Raw genomic sequence first — 18,865 nt, 5'->3', positions numbered from 1 at the left:
TTAAAAGATAAAAGCAAAGTGTGCCGGAATATCGCCCGTTGTAACGCTCCATTTTCGACGTCCGGCGGTATCAAAGCAATAAAGTGTGCCCGGGTTTACATAACTGCCGGCATCGGTAAGCAAAATTTCTTTTGTAACAGGGTTTACAGCAATTCCATACGGCTGCGCAAGCTTTGCACCCGTACCGTCGGTTATAAACGACCTATTTAATAAGGTTTCAGTATTAACGTCAATTATGTTATACTCAAATTTTTGCCCGTTACTGTTAACCGTATAGAGGTATTTATCATCTAAGCAAAAGGTTCGTACGCCAAGCTCAAATGTTTTTTTAAGCTGTTCTGTGCGAGTGTCGATCACAAAAAGTTTAGGTTCGATGTTGAGGTAATCACCCTGAGAAGTGACATACAAATCACCGTTTGCATCAGCAACAATACGGTTCAGGTTAATAGCAACGTCAATTCGTTTTATTTCGGTAAACGACGCTAAGTCCACTACCGAAATGGTACGTTCGTAATTTTTAGGACTATATCCGCCAGAATTGGCTACGTATAATCTGTTACCTACAATAGCAACACCCTCGGGCTGACGACCAACCGTTACCCGCCTTTCAATTGATAGGGTAGTGGTATCAATTTCGGCAACTATACCGTTACCTGCGTTAGCATCACCAACGGCGCTGATGTATGCACTTACGTAAGCCTTATTGTTTCTAAAGGTAATGTAGCGGCAATTTACTATGTCAATTTGCTTTATACGTTTGCGAGTTTTTGCATTAAGCACTTCAACTTTATTAGAGTTGTTTACAACAATGTACAACTTTGAGCCATACACTGCCATATCATTACCTACATCGCCCAAACTTCGCCCAGCCTCAGGGTTAGCGCTGCTGTAAACATTTGTTTGATAGACTCCGGTGGTATAGTCAACGTAATCGAGCGATGCCTTATTCATATTAAGATTCCCCTCGTTAAGCAAATAAAATCCCTTAATAGTGCTCGCAATGTTACCATCAAATATTGTTTCGGTTTTTTCGCCATCGGGCTTGGGGTCTTTGCGGCACGATGTTGTCAGCAAAACAAATGCTGCCAAAAGCAGATAGCAATAATTATGTGTAAGCTTTTTCATTTCAATAGATAAAAGTCATTTTAAGTCTGTAAAATCTGCCCGGCATAGGGAAGTTTGTGATCACGTCATAATATTGATTGAATACGTTGTTTACTTCTGCACCTACATTAATTTCATGCCCTTTTACAGGTTGACGCCAGTTAGCAGACAAATCATGCGTATACCAAGGTTCAATATAATTTGCCGGAATATTTGCTGCCTGGTTGTAGCGTTCGCCTGTGTAGATAAAGCTATAGTTGAAGCTGTAGTTCTTATATAGTACGCCGGCCAAAGCCGATCCGCTGTGCACTGGCGTGTAAGGTATTTGCTGTTTTGGTTTAGCGTCTGTGGATGCATCATAGGCTTGCTGATAGGTGTAGCTTAAGCCTCCGTTGATAAGTACCTTATCATTTACATACCATCCTGACTGCAAATTACTTTCGATGCCTTTGATGTTAACCCGGCCTATGTTCTGCATTGTCCACCGTTGAAGGTTGAGACTTGGTACCGCTATGATTTTATTATCTACCTTGTTACCGTAAATGTCTGTTTGAATACTGATGTTACGCAATATGCCACTATTGCGCGTTCGTTGAAACGTAAATCCAACACCTAACTGCCGACTGTATTCGGGCTGTAAATTTGCGCTCCCAACAAAAGTATAATACGACTCGTTAAAAGTAGGAATGCGGTAGATGCTTTTATAAAAACCTCGCAAACGGAATGCTTCACTGTTGAAGGGTTGCCATGATGCCGCTACAGTTGGCGTATATTTGTAAATATTTTTGCCTGTAGTGGTTTGTGTGCGTTCACTAATGATGTTGCTTAGTAAATTTGCTTGTAAATCAAACCTACTCCATTTAAGCTGCGTTGCTATTGCTACCAAAGCCGTATTACGTAACGGGTTAACAAACCTAAAAATGTTGGACTGCATTGCGTTGCGTGCATAGTCGGCAGAGATGCTTACGTTCCAGTATTTTTCCAACTTTAATAAACTGGCTACCGAAAAGTAAAACTCCTGCTGATGATAGCGACTATCTGAAAATCCCTCAGTTGTAATAATGTCCGGGTCAAGATACCGCAGATAATCGTTAGCATATTTTGCTTTGAGCATTAGGCTATAAACCGTGCCGCACCATTCATAACCCGACTGTAAGAAAACGTTACGATCCCACTCGCGTTGATTGTAATTAAACCTGTTTTCAATTATTGCTCCGGGCAAACCGCGCTCCGAATCATATAGGTATCCTTTAATCTCCCATGAGCTGCTATCAGTAATTGCCGTTTTTAACCCGGCTTCAAATCTTAGTGCATTAATATCTCCGTTATTCCTTACAGCAATGGTATCATACACACCATTTGTATACCTGAATTTATACTTGCCGTTAGCATGCGTATACTCAGCATTTAAGGTGCTAAAGGTTGCATTACTAACGTGGTGCTGCCATAAAATTGAAGAGTTGGCAAGGCCAAAAGAGCCGGTTTTGAATGTTGCCTTGTACAGGTCTTTCGAGCCTTCTTTAAACGTTGGTGATTTTGTGGTCAGATAAACCGAACTTCCGGCTGAAAAGCCACGAGCCGGTTGAAAAATGGTGTTTTTTTGCGCATTATATAATTCAATGCTGCCAATGTTGTCCATGCTAAACTTGCTCAAGTCAACCTGGCCGTTTTGCGCATTATTGATTTGCAGCCCATCATAAAATACGGCTGTTTGGCTGCTGCCCAAACTACGTAAGTTTACAGTTTTTAGTCCGCCAACACCGCCATAGTCTTTCATCTGTACGCCCGAAAAATATCTTATAGCATCAGCTACCGATAGGGTATTCAAACGCTGTAACGCAGCACCTTTCAGCACTTGTGATGGGGTAGGAGATGTTATGTTTATTGTATTGGTGCGTTCAATAACCTGCACTTCGGCTAAGCGCTTAACAGATGCAGTATCCTGGCCGTAAAGTGCAGGGCATAGCCAGCACATTGCCGCAAAAAATGCAACACCCGGTTTAAAACATACAACAAACCCAGCGCGCAAAAGCACGTAAAGCCTACCTGATTTCATGTGTGATGTGAGTTAGTACCCCACAGCATACCGAAAATTGTACACCAAAAATGAAAAACACGAAAAGTATCTTCATTCAGCTTCAATCCGCGAAAGCTATGAATTTTATACGCTAAAGGCAGGTATTCTGACTTGTTCCCCTTGGCCCGTCTTCCCATATGCGGTAAGCATTACAGTGACTAAAGATTGGGCGTTGGTTTAAACAGAACTTACAGCTGCGGGACAGTTTTGGATTTTCACCAAATTCCCTTTTAATCCCGGAGAGCGATGCTTCGGGAACCAAAAGCGAGGGCAAAGGTAACAAATAGGCCGTAAAACGCACTAAAATGTTTATGTTGACTTTTAGCGTGCTTAATTATGTGAATATAATGCGTTGCTGAACTTTGTCAATTTAACCGTATTTTTGCACCTTATGAAGATTCCGAAGTTTAACGATCTTATAATTTACGAAGATGATAATGTTTTTGTGGTTAATAAACCACCGTTTATAAGCTCGCTTGACGAACGAGGTGATGGAAGCAGTGAAATAAGCATGCTGCGTTTGGCCAAAAACTATTGGGATGATGCCCAAATATGCCACCGCTTGGACAAGGAGACTTCAGGCGCGCTGATTTTTGCAAAAAATCCGGAAGCTTACCGTACGGTATCAATGCAGTTTGAACGCCGGCAAGTAAAAAAGGTATATCATGCAGTTATTGAGGGTACGCATGTTTTTGAAGAACTTTTTGTTGACTTGCCTATTCTAAATACCGGCAAAGGATCTGTTTCAATTAGCAGGCAGGATGGCAAGCGGGCCGAAACATGGTTTCAGTCGTTAAAATACTTTAAGCATTATACCCTTGTTGAATGCAAACCTGTAACAGGACGCATGCACCAAATTCGTATACACTTAGCCACTCAGCGGGCATCAATTGCCGGAGATGAGATGTATAAAGGCAAGCCGGTCTTCTTGTCTCAGCTTAAGCGCAAGTATCATTTAGGTAAAGACCAGGAAGAACTTCCGATCATGAAACGCTTTGCTTTACATGCGTATGAAGTAACGTTTAAGCCCGATGGAGTACAGGACGTAAATATTCATGCTCCTTATCCAAAAGATTTCGAAACCTTACTAAAGTTGCTTGATAAGTTTGACAGCTAGGCTGTAACGAATTATTTTCCTGGAAGTTTTTCTAAATCTTCAGGTGTGTCAACTGCCTGTGTTTCCAAATCAGTTTCGGCTACTTTAATACGGTAGCCGTTTTCAATCCAGCGCAATTGTTCAAGGCTTTCGGCTTTTTCTAATGTTGAAACAGGCAATTTGGTAACCTGCTGCAACACATCAGACCTGAAACCGTAAATGCCTATGTGTTTAAAGTAATCGAAGTGAGTGAGCCATTCATCAGGCTCTGATCCACGTACGTGAGGTATGGCCGAACGTGAAAAATATATTGCCTCAGCCAACTTGTTAATGATAACTTTTGGCGAATTCACATTATGTAAATCTTCGGCTTTGGTTATTTTTTTAATGAGTGTTGCAATTTGCGTATCGGCGTTGGTAAAACAAGCAGCAACTTTACTTATCTGCACCGGGTCAATGTAAGGTTCATCACCCTGAATATTTATAACAACATCATATTCAGGATAGCTTGCTGCAACTTCAGCACACCTATCGGTACCGCTTTGATGATGTACCGATGTCATTACGGCCTTGCCACCAAAATCATGTATATGATTTAAAATACGTTCATCATCTGTAGCAACAATTACTTCATCCAAGCTTGAACACTTAACGCATTGCTCATACGTACGCTGTATCATTACCTTTCCGGTAATATCAACCAATGGTTTACCAGGAAAGCGGGTAGAAGCATAACGTGCGGGTATTACGCCAAGTATTTTCATGTTATAGTTTACTGGATGATGTGCTTGAGCATGTTGCTAATTGTAGACAAAATTTGATGTTCAACAGCCGCTAAAATAGTCCGTGTATATCGCGCTCTATTAAGTTAATGATGGTGCCTAAATCTTCCGAATTGTTGGCGAAATCCAGGTTGTCCATGTCAACAATAAGGAGTTTACCTAATTTGTAATTGGCTATCCACTTTTCATACTTTTCATTAAGTTTAGAGAGATAGTCAAGCCTGATGCCTATTTCGTATTCCCTTCCACGGCGGTGTATGTTGTTGACTAACTTGGGAATGGAAGCTTTTAAGTAAACTAAAAGATCGGGCGGTTTTATGAATGAAGTGATGTTCTCAAATATCGACTGATAGTTTTCGAAATCACGGGTATCCATTAAATCCATATCATGCAGGTTCTCTGCAAATATGTAAGCATCTTCGTAAATGGTACGGTCCTGTATTACGTTGCGCTCACCGTTTTGAATTTCACTAATCTGACGAAACCGGCTATTCAGGAAATAAATCTGGAGGTTGAAGCTCCACCGCTTCATGTCTTTATAAAAATCTTCCAGGTACGGATTATTGTCTACAGCTTCAAACTGCGGTTCCCAGCCATAATTTTTGGCCAGCAAAGTGGTTAGGGTGGTTTTACCTGCGCCTATGTTTCCAACAATTGCAATATGCATCTTTTAGTTGATAGTTATTAGTTGATAATTCATAGTAAAAAAGGCAGGTTCAATCAAGCTCTTGTTGCTAAGATACATTATGAACCATGTACCACCAACTATGAACCCAAATTAAAAGCTCCTGAACCCTATAATTTCCCGTACTTCACTAACCGTTTTCCTTGCACTTTCGCGGGCCTTGTCGGCTCCTAAACGTGCAACGCGGCTCAGGTATTCGCTATCGTTAGCTATATCACTTATCTTTTCGCGTATGGGAGCTGTTGCCAGTACCATATCTTCCGCCAGTTGCTTTTTAAGGTCGCCGTAGCGTATTTGCATGGTGTTGTACAAATTATTGAAGTGATTGTAGGTATCATCGGTTGATACTACTTTCATCAAATCAAACAAATTTTGTATTTCATCAGGCTTTTGCTGATTTTCGGTGGTCGGACCTCCATCTGTAACAGCTTTCATTACTTTTTTGCGTATAACCTCGGGCGAATCGCTCAGGTAAATGGCATTGCCTTCACCTTCAGACTTACCCATTTTGCCCTTACCATCAAGCCCAGGAATTTTTACCAGCTTGTCGCCGTAACTAAAGGCATATGGTTCAGGAAAGTATTCATTATCGTATAAACGGTTAAAACGGTTACCAAAGGTACGAGCCATTTCTAAATGCTGTTCCTGGTCTTTACCCACGGGCACCTTTGTTGCCTTATGTATTATTATATCGGCGGCCATTAAAACAGGGTAGGTCAACAAACCTGCATTAACGTTATCTGGATTGGCACGAACCTTATCTTTGAAAGATGTAGCGCGTTCAAGCTCACCAAGATATGCATTCATGTTAAGATAAAGATAAAGCTCAGCAACCTCCGGAACATCACTTTGAATATAGATGGTGGCCTGTTCGGGGTCAATACCGGCGGCTAAGTATTCAACCAATACCTGTTTAACATTTCCATGCAAATCAGAAGGGGTTGGATGCGTGGTTAGCGAGTGCAAATCGGCAATAAAAAAGTAGCAATTATACTCATGCTGCATTTTTATAAAGTTTTGGATTGCACCATAATAGTTACCCAAATGCAGTTTGCCGGTTGAACGAATACCACTTACAACAGTTTCCATAATGGCGCGAAAGTAAGGAATTTTTATATTTTTGGCATCGATGAAAATACTATTGAAAAAAGTACACGCTTATTTTTACCGCTACAGTGTTGCTGCTTTCTTCATCATCTTATGGCCACTGCTATACTTTTTTTCACGAAACGCGGCACGTTACCCAGCAATGAACCGCATGCGAAAAGTATGGGGAGTGCTTAGTTCATCAATTGCGGGTATATTTTACAGCTTTAGCTACGAGGAGAAAATTGACTGGAGTCGCACCTATATTATATGTCCTAATCATACCTCAAACCTTGATATTACCGCTGCAAGCCTTTTGGTAAAAAACAACTTTTGCTTTATAGGTAAGGAGGAGCTGCTGAATAATTTTGTGACCCGGCTATCATTCCAAACCGTTGACATACCGGTTAACCGCGAAAGTAAAATGTCATCTTTCAGAGCCTTTAAAACTGCTGCCGAACGCTTACAGCAGGGCATGAGCCTTGTTATATTTCCGGAGGGTAAAATACCCGATGATTTTCCGCCCAGGCTACATGAATTTAAAAACGGCCCTTTCAGGCTTGCTATTGAACACAAGGTGCCAATTATTCCGGTTACAACCCTTAATGCCTGGCAAATTCTGTGGGACACCGGCCTTGAGCGCGGAAGCAGCCCGGGAATATGCAAAGTTCATGTACACCGCCCTATAGAAACCAGTAACCTTACCGTAGCTGATGCAGATGCTTTGCGTGATGAGGTTTACAATATAATAAACACCAAATTTGAGAGCTATGTTAATAGATAAAGATACCGTTGCCAAAGTTGCACACCTTGCACGCCTTGAAGTAACCGAACAGGAAACCAATGAACTGGTAGGCGATATGAATAAGATACTTGGCTTTATGGATAAGCTGAATGAGGTTGACACGCAAAACATTGAGCCGCTTATTTACATGACAGAAGAGGTAAACGTATTGCGGGAAGATGTAGTAAAGCAAGAAACTACCCATGAGGAAGCCCTATTAAATGCTCCCGAGCAGGATGGTAAGCACTTTATGGTGGCTAAAGTGATTGAGCAAAAGAAGGTCTGATTAATCAATTTTTGCTATACTAGAAACCGAGCTGCTTACCTATGAAAACTGAAAAACAAAAAATGCTTAGCGGCGAGTACTACCTTGCTAATGATGCTGAATTGATTAAAGAACGTACTGATTGCAAGCGTTTGCTTCACAAACTTAATATTACCGAATATGTAGTAGGTGATGGCACAAAGGCTGTCCTTGCTGAATTATTGCCTAACGCACCAGCAAGCATATACATTGAGCCGCCGTTTCATTGTGATTATGGCTATAATATGATTTGTGGCGAAAATGTATACTTCAATGTTAATTGCGTTGTGCTTGATGTTATGCCTGTTACCATAGGCAATAATGTGTTTTTTGCACCTGGCGTGCAAGTATATACAGCCACACATCCGCTTGATGCCGTTGAAAGGCGCAGTAAGGAAAATGCGGAACCCATTACTATTGGCAACGACTGCTGGATAGGAGGTGGCGCAATTATTTGTCCGGGGGTAACCATAGGTAACCGTTGTGTGATTGGAGCAGGAGCGGTAGTTACGCGAGATATACCTGATGATTCTTTAGCAGTTGGAAATCCCGCCCGTGTAATCAGGAAGCTGGGTAAAGAAGAAAAGTTGGTTTAGTTAAATTGACATCAATTAATGAGAAGACGGAGATTTTGAAAATCTTTTACGCTGGTAGTGAGCGTGAACAATAAGCTGTAAAACTTTCCCGTAATTTATTTGTCAGTTTGTCAGCCCCCATTTGTGGCAAGCAATTTGATTATTATATATTTGTTAAAACATAAACATTTAAAAACATGGCTTTAGAAATTACCGATGCTAACTTTGATGAGTTAGTATTAAAATCAGATAAACCGGTATTAGTTGACTTTTGGGCAGAATGGTGTGGTCCGTGTCGTATGGTAGGTCCGGTTGTAGAGGAAATTGCCAAAGAGTATGACGGTCAGGCTGTTGTAGGCAAAGTAAACGTTGATAACAATCCTGGTATTTCTATGAAATTCGGTATCCGCAATATTCCGGCATTATTATTTTTTAAAAACGGCGAAATTGTAGATAAGCAAATTGGTGCTGTGCCTAAGTCGGTATTAACCGAAAAATTAGGCAAACAACTAGCATAAGCAGTTTCCCTATAATATTATTAAAAGCGTTTCTTTAAAAGGAGACGCTTTTTTTGTTTAAATTAGTTGCAATGGCCAATCTTAACTCCAATCAGGAAATACGTCAGTTAGCAAATCTCGAACTACTTGCAAAGCAGGTAGTGGAGGGCTTTGTAACCGGATTACACCAAAGTCCCTTTCACGGCTTTTCGGTTGAGTTTGCCGAGCACAGGCTATACAATAATGGCGAATCGGTTAAGAACATTGATTGGAAGTTGTTTGCCAAAACTGATAAGCTTTTCGTTAAGCAATTTGAAGAAGAAACAAACTTACGGTGCTACCTGCTTCTGGATACATCATCCTCAATGAACTATCCGCAAAAGGAGCCAAGTAAACTTCAATTTTCTATATACGCTATAGCATCGCTTATGTACCTATTTAAAAAACAGCGTGATGCCTTTGGTTTAAGCTTATTTTCTGAAAAAATTGATTGGTTAAGTTCTGTCAAATCTACATCTACACACCTGTTTTATCTATTTGCCGAATTGCAAAAAGCATACGATCATCCTAAAACAAACGCGCAAACCAATTTATCTAATGTAATTCATCACCTGGCCGAAGAAGTGCACCAACGTTCAATGGTGATCATTTTTAGCGATATGCTTGAAAACAGCATTAATGAAGAAAAGTCACATGCTTTGTTCTCGGCGTTACAGCATCTAAAATATAACAAGCATGAGGTAATTATATTTAATGTAGCCGATAATGTAAACGAGATTGACTTCAACTTTGCTAACCGCCCACACCACTTTGTTGACATGGAAAGTGGGGAAGAGGTGAAGGTGCATCCCGGCCGTGTACGAGAAAGTTACCAGGCAGCACTCAGCAGCTACAGGCATCAGCTTCAACTAAAGTGTGCGCAGTATAAAGTTGACATTATTGACGCCAATATACATGAGGGATATAACGCCATACTTAAGGCCTATCTCATCAAACGGAATAAAGTTATTTAATTAACCGTTAATTATTTATCAAAAGCAAGGCAACAATACCCCATTTATGGTTTAAAATAAAAAACATAAAACCTTAAGCACTATAATTTGTGTAGATTATGACAACTATTAAAGCTGAATTATAATTGCATTTTCGGTTAAAGCAATTGTAATTTTGCCACCACTGTTATAAATATATACAAACCCTATATGAGACTTTCTATCGAGCGTAAGGCTGTAAAAGTAAACCCCGATTCTAAGCGTGTTATTGCCCGATTCTTTTTTAACGGTAACGAACGTTCAAAAGAAGTAATACAACGGGTTATGGATGTTCCGGAAGATCAAATTTTCGGACTTATATCGCCCTTGCTACAAGAGTACTCAAGCCGGCATCGTAATATTACGAGAGTTTTAAACCGCCACTGCGCCAAATTGAAAAACTTGTTTATTGAGCTGGGAATTGATTTTGACAGTCTGAGCGTATATCGTAAATTACTTATCGGCTCTTATTTCACCCACGAATATTCAATTGAATCCGCAGCGTTCTTTAATCCTTCCATTATAGATGATCCGGACCAAAGCGATTTGGAAGAAGGAGAGCGCCGTGTAATAATGAGTTTTAGGGCAGTAGGAGAAGGTCACATATCATCAATTACCTTCAGACGCGCGCTTTTTGACAAGCATAACAACATTACTGTATTGCCAGCGGGAAACTACATTGACGAAGCTGAGATTGTACGTAATGCAGTTTATAATAAAAAGCTGTTTTTTGAGAAGGCCATTACTACCCAAATAAATATTGACGTACTTAAAGAGCTGGAAAGCAAGCTTGATCATCATTTTGAGTATTCAAACCTTCGCCGGTTAATCCTCGATTCGCAAAAGCTTCAGGGTGATGACATGAGGAGGCTTGAGTATGACAAGGTTTTATGGCTTGCCGATTCCTATTACGAGATTGTATTTTCCTTAGATACTGATATATCTGATCGTGTTATTTTCCCAATTTCAGAGTACGAACGTAAAGGTATTGAAGATGCCCGCTTTGTAAAATTCTACAATGAAGACGGAAGCTCATCATATTACGCCACATATACCGCTTATGATGGCTCGTTGATAATGCCAAAACTACTTCAAACCAATGACTTCCTGAATTTTCGTATTATGCCTTTATACGGAGCCGGATCTCAGAATAAAAACCTGGCGTTATTTCCACGTAAAATTAATGGTAAGTATGCCATGTTATCACGTATTGATGGCTGTAACAACTACATCATGTACTCTGATAAAATCAACATATGGGAAAATCCGCAACTGCTGCAAAAGCCTAAGTTTGCATGGGAGTTTGTACAAATTGGTAATTGTGGATCACCAATTGAAACTGAAGAGGGATGGTTGATTATTAGCCATGGCGTTGGCCCTATGCGTAAATATGTATTAGGTGCCAGCCTACTTAAACTGGACGATCCATCAGTTGAAATAGGGCGTTTAAAAGAGCCATTGTTGCTACCTAACAGCGAAGAGCGCGAAGGTTACGTACCTAACGTGATTTACTCTTGTGGCTCAATAGTACATAACAATAAGCTTATATTACCTTACGGTTTGTCAGATTATTCATCATCATTTGCCGAAGTTGATTTAAAAACTTTGCTCAACAGGTTAAAATCAGATGGCGTTTAAGCCAGCAAATAACAGAATACTTTGGACTATGTCCGAACAAAAAAAGCTTACCAAATTGGTAAGCTTTTTTTGTTCGGACATAAATGATTACTGCTCCAGTATTTTGCGATAGAGTTCATAGTAGTCATCTACCATTTTCTCGCTTGAAAATTTTGATACTGCCCAATCACGGCATTCCTGCCTGTTAATTTCAGGTAGTTGAGCAACACATTCAACAGCCTCGTCAACCGTGTTAACCAGGTAGCCGGTTTCCTCGTGATTAATTAACTCAGGCATCGAGCCTTTGTTAAATGCAATAACAGGTGCACCACAAAGCATTGATTCTGCTACGCTCATGCCAAACGGCTCATTAAAATTAATTGGGTGAAGCAGGGCAGAAGCTTTACCTAATAATTTCTGACGCTCCTCAGGGCCTGCGTGTCCAACATAAACAATCTGCTCATTATCGATAAACGGTTCAACACGTTCGCGGTAATAATTTGCATCCTGAATAATCCCTGCAATCAGTAGTTTTTTACCACTTTTGCGCGCAATATCAATGGCTTCGGCTGTACCCTTATCATGATGAATACGGCCAAAATACAATAGGTAATCTTCCGCAGTTTGTATGTAACTAAAATCGGTTACATCTAAACCATTGTATACTGTTGCCAGGTAATTTAAATCAGCGCTACGGTCGGCATTACTTATAGAAACATAATGCGAAGTTGCATTATACTTTTTGTACACCGGAATTATCCGTTGTGATGAAAAGCCGTGTATAGTTGTTATAACAGGCGTTTTTATTAAACCCGAGTAGGTAAGCGGTAAAAAATCGAAATTGTTATGAATGATATCAAACCTATCGGCTTGCTCCATGAGATTGCTGATGTGAAGGCACTCAAGCACCTTGGCATCCTGCGAGCGGTCTTCTTCGTAGCCGGTTTCGCATACAGATTGCAGCTCACCAGCAGTTATAGAATCGCCGGTGGCAAAAAGGGTGACTTGTGCACCCTTTTTAACCATACCTTCGGCAATATTTGAAGCTACCTGTTCCCATGGTCCGTAATGCCTTGGTGGTGTACGCCAGGCAACGGGAGATAGAACGGCAACCCTCATTAGCAAACTTCTATTTTTTGCCCAAATTTGTTGTACTCATATTCAAGCTCAAATGCTTTAAGCACTGTTAAATGTGATATCATATAAGCCAGTGTACTTTCGGCACCCTGATTACGATTTATACCGGTAGGCATCAAACCATCACAGCAACCTTTGGTTTCGTGGTCATATAACGGAGCACGTAATGTATTCTCGCCCAAGAACCACTTATAGCTTAAGAACATTTTTTCGATGTATTCCGGTTCACGTAATGTTTCATACGCCTGGAAGTACATTAATACCATAGCCATGGTTTCAATTGCCTGTTGGTCAAAAGTTGGGAAGGTACCTCCACGATAATACCATCCGTCATTACCTATCGGGCTTAAATAGCCGTTAGACAAGGTTAATTTGTCAAGAAATGCCATTGATTCCATTGCAATTGCTCTAACTTCTTCGTTGCTGGTTATTTCGCAAGAATGTAATAAAGCAAGCGGAAGTATAGCGTTGTCATAGGTCATAACGTCTTCAAACCAATGCCATTCAGGTGATGACGTTTTTTTATAAGCTTCAACTAAAGGTGTTGTTAAGCGAATGAGCTCATTCACCATGCCTTCGTCAGTAGGGATAGCTTTCAGGTAAAGAGATATACCAATGATGGTATTAGCCATACCACGTATGTGCTCAAGCTTTTGGAAGTGAGGATATGATCTGTGGAACAACTCCATAGCAAACTCACGGTAAGAATTGTGCGCTGCGCAGCCAATCAAATGACCTAATGCCCAAATGGTACGACCAAAAGAATCTTCAGAACCTACCTCATCCAAATAACGGCGATCGAAACTCAAGAAGTTGCGAAAGTTACCGTCATCAGTTTGCATGTAATGTATGTAGCTGAGGTATATTGGCAGCAAGTTAAGCGCTTCAGGGCTTTTGTTACGCTGATAAGCCATTAAGGCCATAATAAGCGCCCGTGAATTATCATCAAGGCAATACCCTTCTTTTAAGTTAGGTATGCCATATTTAGCATGCTGTACTATACCGGTATCATCGGTAAGGCGTAAAATGTGAGCCAGGTTAAATGCAGGCATTATCTCCGGATCAACAATGCTGTTGCGTAAAATTTTATCGCGGAAGTCATGACGGCTAACTGATTCCTGTGCAATGCGAATGTACTCTGCACCAATTACCGGCCAACGCAGATGTAAACCATATTCGTATGCATTTTGCTTAACTTCATTAAGTGCTTGCTCATTATCGAGAAGGCTGTTTACAGTTTCAGACAATGACTCGGCGTCTTTAAAATCAAATAAGCGTCCGCGGTTATCGGCTAGTAATTCAGTTGCGTGCCAGTATGGGGTGGATACTACCGCTGCACCTGAACCCACTGCGTAAGATAAGGTACCGCTTGTGATCTGAGCTTCGTTATGATAAGGCGTAACGTAAACTGTAGCTGCTGTTAAGTAATTAATCAGCTCTTCTTCGGCAACAAACTTATTGATAAAAGTTAAGTGATTTGAAACTTTAAGCTGCGCAGCCAGGCTTTTTAAATAATCACGATATTCTTCACCTGAGTGTTTAACCACACCCGGGTGAGTGTTGCCTAGCACCACATACATCGCATCGGGGTGTTTGGCTACAATTTTAGGTAAAGCCTTAATAACAACTTCCAGTCCTTTGTTACGGCTTATTAAACCAAAGGTAAGTAGTACCTTTTTATTTTTGAATGCGCTGATATTTTGTACCGGATTGTTTTCAGGTGCTTCCAAATCAGGAACACCGTGTTCGATAATCTGAATTTTCTCAGCAGGTATCTCATAAATGGTAGTCAAAAATTCAACTGCGCGCTGACTCATTACTACTATTTTGGCTGATTGTTCTGCAATCTCTCTTACTATGATACGCTGTACGTAGCTTGGTTCGCGTAATACGGTATGTAATATCGAAATCAGCGGTTTTTCCAAACGGTTTAATAACGGCAAAATATAGATACCGCTTTCGCCACCGTAAATGCCAAATTCATGTTCCATTATACATACGTCTGCCGAACTGGTATTTATAAAATTGGCGGCACGTATGTAATCTTTTTGGTGGTTTTGACGGATAACGTATTTTACTTCTTCCGGGTACTCATACTCCTGTAAATTTTCCGAATCATTTACAGCAACTACAAAGCCTCCTTGTGATAATGATTTTCGTTCAGGAAAATTAGCACTGATAGCACGCATTAGGTTTTGGTTGAACGTAGCTATACCGCACTCACGTGGCGGATAGGTGGAGATGTAGGCAATTTTCATTTTATTTTTATAGATAGATTTTTGAATTATTCAAGTTAAAAGACAGAATTCATACACTTCTGACTTAAAAAGAGGGCATCCCAACGTCCAAAATGCTGTAAATACAGCGCAAGCCCTCGTAATTAGCGAATACATGAATATATGTGCATAAACTATACCAATTAGCTTCAAAAATGGTGTTTATGATACACTAAGTTGCTTTTTAGCTCAGTGGCCGTGGTAGTAGAAGGTATATCAAAACGGTGGGGCAAAAAGCAAAGGAGAAATAAAAATTGAGGTAGGATTAAAACCTAAACATAATGATTCACAGCATTGATGATAATGCTGCACGCATCTTTAATTTGTTTATGGTTAATGGTTAGGGGGGGCGCAATACGCATTGAATTGCTGCAATGCAGAAACCAATCGGTTACAACACCATCTTCAATACACTTATCTATTATCTTTTTATTCAAATCAAAACTGTCCAGTTCAGCAGCCAGCATTAGCCCTTTACCTCTAATTTGTTTAATTACCGGATGAGTGAGCAACTGCTTAAACAAGGTTTCCTTTTCTGCAACTGTATCAATCAGGTTTTCTTCAAGTAAAACATTCAACGAGGCCAACCCCGATGCACAGCATACAGGATGACCTCCAAAGGTGGTAATGTGCCCAAGTATGGGATTATTTTTCAATGCACCCATAATGTCTGTTGATGAAACGAATGCCCCCAGTGGCATTCCACCGCCAAGCGCTTTACCCAAAACCAGTATATCAGGAATAATATTAAAATGCTCGAAAGCAAAAAGTTTACCCGTTCTGCCAAAAGCCGTTTGATTTTCATCCAATACCAGCAGTGTACCTGTTTCGTAGCACCTGTTACGTAACTTGCAAATATACTCAGCATCAGGAACCCTTATGCCAGCTTCCCCCTGTATGGTTTCAATAATCACACAAGCGGTATTCTCAGTTACGTTACAAAGGTCATCACCGTTATTAAATTCTATAAATCTTACTCCGGGTAACAGCGGCCTGTATGCTTGCTTAAACTCTTCATTCCCCATAATGCTCAAAGCACCTTGCGAGCTGCCATGATAAGCGTTATGGCAGGCAATAATTTCACTACGGCCGGTGAAGCGTTTGGCCAGCTTCATAGCCCCTTCAATTGCTTCCGCACCCGAATTAGTAAAGTATACAGACTGCAATGCTTCCGGCAGTAAAGAAGCAAGCTTTTCGGCAAAACGCACCTGTGGGGTTTGCACGTACTCACCATAAACCATCAGGTGCATATATTTATCAAGCTGATCTTTTATGGCGTTAATTACCTGCGGATTTCTGTGTCCTATGTTGCTAACGCCTATACCAGAGATTAAATCAATCCACGCCTTACCTTCATGGTTGTACATGTATATACCCTCGGCACGCTCAAACTCCAGGCATAAAGGAAAATCGGTAGTTTGAGCATTATTATTAAGAAAGAGCTGGCGTAGCGTTAACATGTTACAAAAATACAAATTACAATCTGGTAAGCTGACATCGTGCCAATACTGAATAGCGTAAAGCCTGTATTCACTGTATCACAACCGAACAACTGTTGTTGCACAAACGAACAATGGCCATTAGGTGAATCAATAAAAACCGTTGATTATAAGCACATTATGATAGTGGTACAAAAATCTCCTTTAAGAATTAGTTAGCGGGCGAAATTTACTGGCACTGTTATAATTTTACATCCATGTTATCACTTAAACAAGTATCTAAATACTACAATACGGGCGGCAATAAAACCTATGTACTAAACAAGGTAGACCTTGATATTGACCAGGGCGAATTTGTATCCATCATGGGCCCCTCCGGGTCAGGAAAGTCAACACTACTTAATATTATAGGTATGCTCGACCAGCCCTCTGAAGGTTATCAATACTTTTTAAATGAGCCGGTTCATCAGCTTAAAGAGAAACAACGCTCAATGCTCTATAAACAAAATATTGGCTTTGTATTTCAAGCCTATCACTTAATTGATGAGCTAACTGTTTACGAAAACATTGAAACTCCGCTTTTATATCAGGATGTAAAAAGCGCCGAGCGCAAGGCATTGGTGGCGGATGCTTTAGATAAATTTAATATAGTTGGGAAGAAAGACCTTTTCCCGGCACAGTTATCAGGTGGACAGCAACAACTGGTAGGTATTGCACGTGCGCTCATAGCCAAACCAAAATTGCTTCTTGCTGATGAACCTACCGGAAACCTCAACTCAAAGCAAGGGGAAGAGATTATGGATCTGTTTAAAAAATTGAATAAAGAAGAAGGCGTAACTATTATACAGGTAACCCACTCTGAAAAAAATGCCGGTTATGGTTCACGCATTATCAATCTTCTTGATGGTAAAATTGACTCAACTTTGAACCTGTGATGAGTAAAATGCGTTTTTTGTTTTTATTCTTATTCGTAGGGATTTCCTGTGTTTACAGCCAAACGCCCGACAGCACGCTAAACCTTCAGCAATGTATTGAAATTGCTATTCAAAATAACCTTACTGTTAAACGCAGTGAGCTGGAAATGGAACGTGGCCGTGTTTACTGGCAGCAGCAGCGCGCTTATTTATTGCCAACCTTTAACGGCAGTGTTAACCACGGTTTAAGTACGGGCCGGAGCCTCGATCCCTTCACCAACACTTATTTGAACCAGCAAATTACATCGGCCGATTATAGCGCCAACGCCAACTTAATTCTTTTTAACGGCATGACTATTCAAAATAGCATACGCCAAACATCACTTGCCTACCAGGCAGGTAAAATGGATTTTGAACAGGCAAAAAACGACATTACCCTCAATGTAATTACAACTTATTTGCAGGCCATAAATAACAGCGATTTACTAACGCTCGCAAACAATCAGTTGGAGGTATCGAAGCAACAAGTGCAAAGGTTGCAGGTTATGAAAGATAATGGTGCAGTAAAGCCTTCTGACTATTTTGATGTACGCGGCCAGCAGTCTACCGATCAGTTATCGGTAATAAACGCTAATAATGCGTTTGAAGCCTCAAAGCTGAACTTACTCATGTTGATGAACGTGCCATTCTCCAAAAACATAAAATTGCAACGAATTGATGCTACGCAGCTGCCATTAAGCAAATTCAGTGAAACAGCAGACGACGTTTACAGCTCAGCACTCTCAAATTTGCCTACGGTAAAGGCCACTGCGTTACGCAGGCAGAGCGCCGAAAAAAAGGTAAAGGCTACAAAAGGATTAATGTATCCAACGCTTTCGTTATTTGGTGGCGTAGCTACCCGGTATTCAAGTGCTGCACGTCGTTCGGTACTTGTTGATTCGACGGAGATAAACACGGGTAGCTTCATAAAAACGCCAACTGGCAACCAACCGGTATATGCTTTTAACCAAAACTATACTAATGAGCGCCTTGGCTATTACAATCAATTCAAAAACAACTACACAACACAGGTTGGCATCGGATTGCAAATTCCAATTCTAAATGCTTTTCAAAGTCGTAACAGGGTAGCTTTAGCAAAAATTGATTTATCAGAAGCACGTTACGTTGAAGAAAATACCCGTATCCAGCTGAAGCAAAATGTTGAACAGGCCTATTTAAACATGACATCGGCGTACGACAGACTGCAGATTTTAAATGAGCAGGTTGATGCATTCAAAGAATCATTTCGTACGGCTACAATTAGGTTTAATGAGGGAGCGTTAACTTCAGTAGATTACATTGTATCAAAAAATAATTTAGACAGGGCTAACAACAACCTTATCAATGCCCGTTACGATTATTATATACGGACAAAAATACTGGCTTATTACCGCGGCAATCTTAGCTTTTAAGCAAGTTGAA

17 protein-coding genes and 1 riboswitch are annotated in these 18,865 nt (G+C 40.5%); of the genes, 9 read left to right on the top strand and 8 right to left on the bottom strand.

Features of this window, described 5'->3' with window-relative positions; all coding sequences use genetic code 11:
- Together QZ407_RS07820 and QZ407_RS07815 are read right to left on the bottom strand one after the other, a co-directional pair.
- Entirely contained in the window at window positions 1-1,125 is a 1,125-nt protein-coding gene (locus QZ407_RS07820) for a DUF5074 domain-containing protein (RefSeq protein WP_295769417.1), read from the bottom strand.
- A 1-nt stretch (window position 1,126) separates the two neighbouring features.
- Window positions 1,127-3,160, bottom strand: coding sequence for a TonB-dependent receptor (locus QZ407_RS07815; RefSeq protein WP_295769415.1), 2,034 nt, complete (start codon window positions 3,158-3,160; stop codon window positions 1,127-1,129).
- Between the two features lie 99 nt (window positions 3,161-3,259).
- Window positions 3,260-3,459, bottom strand: a riboswitch (cobalamin riboswitch).
- Between the two features lie 113 nt (window positions 3,460-3,572).
- On the opposite strand from QZ407_RS07815, the gene QZ407_RS07810 reads away from it, so the two are divergent.
- Window positions 3,573-4,298: an RluA family pseudouridine synthase gene (locus QZ407_RS07810; RefSeq protein ID WP_157541900.1), complete on the top strand. Its 726-nt coding sequence runs from the start codon at window positions 3,573-3,575 to the stop codon at window positions 4,296-4,298.
- An 11-nt stretch (window positions 4,299-4,309) separates the two neighbouring features.
- Here QZ407_RS07810 and kdsB read toward each other — a convergent pair whose 3' ends face one another.
- From kdsB to trpS, 3 genes are all read right to left on the bottom strand, one after another.
- Entirely contained in the window at window positions 4,310-5,041 is a 732-nt protein-coding gene (kdsB, locus tag QZ407_RS07805; protein WP_295769412.1) for a 3-deoxy-manno-octulosonate cytidylyltransferase, read from the bottom strand.
- Between the two features lie 70 nt (window positions 5,042-5,111).
- Entirely contained in the window at window positions 5,112-5,726 is a 615-nt protein-coding gene (locus QZ407_RS07800) for a deoxynucleoside kinase (protein ID WP_295769410.1), read from the bottom strand.
- A gap of 111 nt (window positions 5,727-5,837) precedes the next feature.
- Complete coding sequence (gene trpS / locus QZ407_RS07795) at window positions 5,838-6,833, bottom strand: tryptophan--tRNA ligase (protein ID WP_295769408.1); 996 nt, start codon at window positions 6,831-6,833, stop codon at window positions 5,838-5,840.
- Between the two features lie 40 nt (window positions 6,834-6,873).
- Between trpS and QZ407_RS07790 the strand changes: the two genes are divergently transcribed.
- The 6 genes from QZ407_RS07790 to QZ407_RS07765 all read left to right on the top strand — a co-directional run bounded on the left by QZ407_RS07790 (window position 6,874) and on the right by QZ407_RS07765 (window position 11,659).
- On the top strand, window positions 6,874-7,614 hold the full coding sequence (locus tag QZ407_RS07790; protein WP_295769406.1) for a lysophospholipid acyltransferase family protein: 741 nt from the start codon (window positions 6,874-6,876) through the stop codon (window positions 7,612-7,614).
- Window positions 7,601-7,900 (top strand): Asp-tRNA(Asn)/Glu-tRNA(Gln) amidotransferase subunit GatC, encoded by a 300-nt coding sequence (gatC, locus tag QZ407_RS07785; protein ID WP_295769404.1) that lies wholly within the window; start codon window positions 7,601-7,603, stop codon window positions 7,898-7,900. Before QZ407_RS07790 ends, gatC begins: the two co-directional genes overlap by 14 nt.
- 41 nt (window positions 7,901-7,941) lie before the next feature.
- On the top strand, window positions 7,942-8,514 hold the full coding sequence (locus QZ407_RS07780) for a sugar O-acetyltransferase (protein WP_295769402.1): 573 nt from the start codon (window positions 7,942-7,944) through the stop codon (window positions 8,512-8,514).
- A 176-nt stretch (window positions 8,515-8,690) separates the two neighbouring features.
- The gene (trxA, locus tag QZ407_RS07775; protein WP_157541890.1) at window positions 8,691-9,011 is read left to right on the top strand and encodes a thioredoxin; all 321 of its coding nucleotides are present in this window, start codon (window positions 8,691-8,693) and stop codon (window positions 9,009-9,011) included.
- 71 nt (window positions 9,012-9,082) lie between these two features.
- On the top strand, window positions 9,083-10,003 hold the full coding sequence (locus QZ407_RS07770) for a DUF58 domain-containing protein (protein WP_295769396.1): 921 nt from the start codon (window positions 9,083-9,085) through the stop codon (window positions 10,001-10,003).
- 189 nt (window positions 10,004-10,192) lie between these two features.
- Entirely contained in the window at window positions 10,193-11,659 is a 1,467-nt protein-coding gene (locus tag QZ407_RS07765; protein WP_295769394.1) for a glycoside hydrolase family 130 protein, read from the top strand.
- 87 nt (window positions 11,660-11,746) lie between these two features.
- Here the strand turns inward: QZ407_RS07765 and QZ407_RS07760 are convergent, their stop codons facing one another.
- The 3 genes from QZ407_RS07760 to QZ407_RS07750 all read right to left on the bottom strand — a co-directional run bounded on the left by QZ407_RS07760 (window position 11,747) and on the right by QZ407_RS07750 (window position 16,511).
- The gene (locus tag QZ407_RS07760; protein ID WP_295769392.1) at window positions 11,747-12,757 is read right to left on the bottom strand and encodes a glycosyltransferase family 4 protein; all 1,011 of its coding nucleotides are present in this window, start codon (window positions 12,755-12,757) and stop codon (window positions 11,747-11,749) included.
- Window positions 12,757-15,033, bottom strand: coding sequence for a glycosyltransferase family 4 protein (locus QZ407_RS07755; RefSeq protein WP_295769389.1), 2,277 nt, complete (start codon window positions 15,031-15,033; stop codon window positions 12,757-12,759). Before QZ407_RS07755 ends, QZ407_RS07760 begins: the two co-directional genes overlap by 1 nt.
- A 290-nt stretch (window positions 15,034-15,323) precedes the next feature.
- Window positions 15,324-16,511, bottom strand: a complete 1,188-nt coding sequence (locus QZ407_RS07750) for an aminotransferase class III-fold pyridoxal phosphate-dependent enzyme (RefSeq protein WP_295769387.1) — start codon at window positions 16,509-16,511, stop codon at window positions 15,324-15,326.
- A gap of 236 nt (window positions 16,512-16,747) precedes the next feature.
- On the opposite strand from QZ407_RS07750, the gene QZ407_RS07745 reads away from it, so the two are divergent.
- Entirely contained in the window at window positions 16,748-17,425 is a 678-nt protein-coding gene (locus QZ407_RS07745; RefSeq protein WP_295769386.1) for an ABC transporter ATP-binding protein, read from the top strand.
- Window positions 17,425-18,855 (top strand): TolC family protein, encoded by a 1,431-nt coding sequence (locus QZ407_RS07740; RefSeq protein ID WP_295769385.1) that lies wholly within the window; start codon window positions 17,425-17,427, stop codon window positions 18,853-18,855. The genes QZ407_RS07745 and QZ407_RS07740 overlap by 1 nt, the downstream gene beginning before the upstream one ends.
- Window positions 18,856-18,865 lie beyond the last annotated feature (10 nt).

The sequence above is a fragment of the uncultured Mucilaginibacter sp. genome, assembly GCF_913773635.1.
Classification (GTDB): Bacteria; Bacteroidota; Bacteroidia; order Sphingobacteriales; family Sphingobacteriaceae; genus Mucilaginibacter.
The sequence above is the reverse complement of the archived record's forward strand: the minus strand, read 5'-3'. Positions and strand labels throughout refer to the sequence as shown.